The organism is Thermoanaerobaculia bacterium (assembly GCA_035260525.1).
Lineage (GTDB): Bacteria > Acidobacteriota > Thermoanaerobaculia > UBA5066 > DATFVB01 > DATFVB01.
On sequence record DATFVB010000021.1, the window covers coordinates 1 to 3,859 of the forward strand.

Sequence of the window (3,859 nt, forward strand, 5' to 3'; positions counted from 1 at the left end):
AAGCCCCTCAGTTCGGATCCACCCGAAAGCGCGGTGAGGCGCGAGCCCGGCGGTACGCGCCCACCCGGCTCGATCGATCGCCGCGCTTGCCGATGTCGGTCGACCCAGTAGCCCCAGGCCACCAGCACCCACATTGCGAGCGCGCCGTACGCGACCGCCCGGGGGTTCGGCGGCGGCGGGCCGAAGATGCTGGCGAGATAGGCGGCAAGGAGGAAGACGACGAGGCCCGCGAGCGCGACCGTGCCCGTGCGGTCGCGCGGGCGTGTCGCCCGGAGGTAGAGCGCGATGCCGCCCGCGAGCAGGGCGAGCTCGACGGCGACGGTCGCCGGTAGGGATCGCCAGAGACCGAGGCCGACGAACGGGCCGGCGGGACCCAGCGGCACGTCCGGTCCGTGCGAAACCGCGTCGAGAACCCAGTGGCTGACGACGACGGCGAAAAGCACCGCGGCGGTGCGCGCCGGGGCCTTCCGGATCATGCGGTAGACGAGCCCGAAGAGCGCGCCCCAGAGGAGCAGCGCGAGGAGGCTGTGGGACCAGGGGTAACGGATGAAGACGAGCGGGTTGACCGGAGTGGCGCCTGCGCGAATCTCGAGAGTCTCGATCCCGGCGAGCACGAGCACGGGCCAGACGAGGTCCGCGAGCTGGGCCGCGAGGAAGAGAGTGCCGAGCGAGACCTCCGGAGCCGCCGTTTTCGCGCCGAACCCGACCGCGTAATGGCCGAGGAACATCGGACGAAGCTTATCGCGCCGCGACAGCGCGTTCCTCGACGGCGCCTTCGGCTAGAATCCTCCCGTCCTCGGACAATCGGTGGAGGAAGCGTGAGGTCCTGGGCGTCTTCTCTCCTGCTCCTGGCAGCGGTCTTCGCGGCGGCGCGCCCGGCTTCCGGCGACGGCGCTCCGGCGCCGGCGGTCTCCGCGCCCCCGGCGGCGGAGCGCGCCGAGGCGCGGTTGCGTGTCGGCGACTGGGAAGGCGCGATCGCGATCGCCGAGGACGCGCTTCGCGCCGCGCCGGAGGATGCGGCGCTCTGGCGCATCGCCGGCGAGGCCTACGGGGGCAAGGCGCGCACCGCGTCGGTCCTCGCGCAGATCCGGCTCGCTCGCAAGTGCCGGGCCGCTTTCGAGAAGGCGGTCGCCCTCGCTCCGGAAGACGCCGACGCGCGGATGGATCTCTTCACCTACTACCTCGAGGCGCCCGGGATCGCGGGGGGAGGGGCCGCGCGCGCCCGGGAGGAGGCGGAAGCGATCGCGAGGATCGACGCCGCGCGCGGACACGCGGCGCTCGGCGCGCTGTACGCCCACGAGAAGGACTATTCCCGCGCCGAGGCCGAGTACCGCCTCGTCCTCGAGAGGGAACCGGGGAACGGGGACGCGCGGGCGGGTCTCGGCGAAGTCCTGCTCGCGCGCAGCCAATTCGAAGAGGCGCGCCGGCTCTGGAGCGGACTCGTCGGCGACGCCGAGCTGGGGCCGATCGCGCATTACCAGCTCGGCGAGATCTCGCTCCTCTCCGGGACGGAGCTCGACGAGGGAGTGGAGCACTTTCGCCTGTACCTCGCGAGCCCGCCCCGACCCGAAGCGCCTCCGCCGGCGGACGCAGAGTGTCGGCTCGCCCTCCTCTTCGAAAGGATCGGAAAGAAGGACGAGGCTCGCTCGGCGCTGCGCGAGGCGATTCGCCTCGATCCGGGAAACGCGCAAGCCAGGAGGGAGCTCAAGCGCCTCGGCGGGTGACGGGCGGCCGCGGCCGCTTCCTGCGCCGGGAAACCTTTCGCAGCCTCCTGCGTAGTGGAAAGCAGTGCACGATCAGGCAACGGTGTGTCTCCCCGATTCCCCGGCGGCGCGAAGCGCGGGAATCGGGCTTGCCGCTTCGCTCCTTTTTTTCAATGATTTGTGGAGGTTCTTCATGCGCTTCTCTGCCCGTCTTCTCCTCGCCTTCGGGACCCTCTTGATCCTCGGCGGCGTCGCCGCGGCGGCGCCCCCTTCGAGGGCGCTCACCGTCGACGAGATCGTCGCGAAAAACGTCGAGGCCCGCGGCGGCGAAGCGAAGCTGAAGGCGATCCATTCCCTTCGACTGACCGGAAAGGCCTCGTTCACCTTCGGCGACAACCAGATCGAGGCGACGTTCGGCCAGCTGCAGAAGCGTCCGGGAATGCTTCGGACGGAGTTCACGCTGCAGGGCCTGACGGCCGTCGAGGCGACCGACGGCAAGGACGGCTGGAACCTCCAGCCGTTCCAGGGCCGGCGGGAAGCCGAGAAGGAGTCCGCCGACGAGACCCGGCAGCTCGCCGAGCAGGCCGACATCGAAGGACCGCTCGTCGGCTGGAAGGAGAAAGGGCACACCGTCGAGTATCTCGGGACGGAAGACGTCGACGGAACGCCGGCGCTGAAGCTCCGCGTGAACCTCAAAGGCGGCAACACCGAATACGTCTTTCTCGATCCCGACTATTTCCTCGAGATCCATCTCGAGACCGTCAACCGCGTGCGCGGCGTCGAGCACGTCAGAGAGACCGACCTCGGGAGCTACCAGCCGGTGGACGGCGTGTGGTTCCCGTTCTCGATCGAGCAGTGGCAGAAGGGGGGCGGCGGCCGGCAGCGCTACAACGTCGAGCGCGCGGAGGCCAACGTCGACCTCGACGACGCTTTGTTCCATCTCCCGCCGGCCGGCACGCCGATCGTCCAATCGATCAAGGCGGCCCCGAATGCGGCCGCGGTCGGCCCCGTCACCGCTCCGGCCGCTCCCGGCGGAGCGCGTCCTCCCGTCTTCGACTCCGGCACGATCTCCGGCCTCGGCGCGCGCAACATCGGGTCCGCGGCGATGAGCGGCCGCGTCGCCGCGGTCGCGGCCCGCACCGACGGCGGCAAGACGACGGTGTTCGTCGGCGCCGCGAGCGGCGGCGTCTGGCGGTCTTTCGACGGCGGCACGACTTTCAAGCCGGTGTTCGACAAGCAGCCGGTGCAGTCGATCGGCGCGATCACGATCGACCCCTCCAACCCGAAGACGATCTGGGTCGGAACCGGCGAGTCGTGGATGCGCAACTCCGTCTCGGTCGGCGACGGGATCTACAAGTCGACCGACGGCGGCGAGACGTGGAAGAACATGGGACTCCCGAGCTCCGAGCACATCGTCCGCGTGCTCGTGCATCCGAAGCAGAGCGACACGGTGTACGCGTGCGTCCCCGGCCGGCTCTGGAGCGACAGCGCCGATCGCGGCCTCTACAAGACGACCGACGGCGGAAACCACTGGAGCCTCGTGCTCAAGGGCGCGAATCTTTCGACCGGCTGCTCCTCGGTGACGATGGACCCGCAGAATCCCGACGTGCTCATGGCGGGCATGTGGGACTTCCGACGGAAGGGATGGACGTTCCGCTCCGGCGGCGACGGCCCCGACGCGCCGAGCGGCAGCGGGCTGTTCCGGTCGGAGGACGGCGGCAAGAGCTGGACCGAGCTCACCGCGAAGACCAGCGCCGGGCTCCCGGCCAAACCCTGGGGGCGCGTGGAGACGGTGATCGCGCCGTCGGACGGCAAGGTCGTCTACACGCTGATCGAATCGGTCCACTCCGCGCTCTATCGTTCCTCCGACGGCGGAAAGACGTGGGAGGCGCGCGACCACAGCCAGAACATGGTCTGGCGGCCCTTCTACTTCGGCCGGCTCGTCGTCGATCCGACCAACGCCGACCGCGTCTTCAAGCCGGGTGGCGGGCTCATCGTGAGCGAGGACGGGGGCAAGAGCTTCTCCTACACCGGAGGGGGCGGCCACGGCGACTGGCACGACATCTGGATCGATCCCGTCAACACGAAGCACGCGATCGCGGGAGACGACGGAGGGCTCTGGATTTCCGAGGACGGCGGGAACCGGTGGAGGCACT

At 69.9% G+C, this 3,859-nt stretch carries 3 protein-coding genes; 2 read left to right on the plus strand and 1 reads right to left on the minus strand.

The window, feature by feature from the left end; genetic code table 11:
* A partial coding sequence (locus VKH46_00735; protein HKB69341.1) for a hypothetical protein occupies positions 1-728 on the minus strand: 728 nt, incomplete at its 3' end.
* Between the two features lie 90 nt (positions 729-818).
* Between VKH46_00735 and VKH46_00740 the strand changes: the two genes are divergently transcribed.
* Together VKH46_00740 and VKH46_00745 are read left to right on the plus strand one after the other, a co-directional pair.
* Complete coding sequence (locus VKH46_00740) at positions 819-1,724, plus strand: tetratricopeptide repeat protein (protein ID HKB69342.1); 906 nt, start codon at positions 819-821, stop codon at positions 1,722-1,724.
* A 172-nt stretch (positions 1,725-1,896) separates the two neighbouring features.
* Positions 1,897-3,859 (plus strand): hypothetical protein (locus tag VKH46_00745; protein ID HKB69343.1); only part of this gene is annotated, 1,963 nt, incomplete at its 3' end.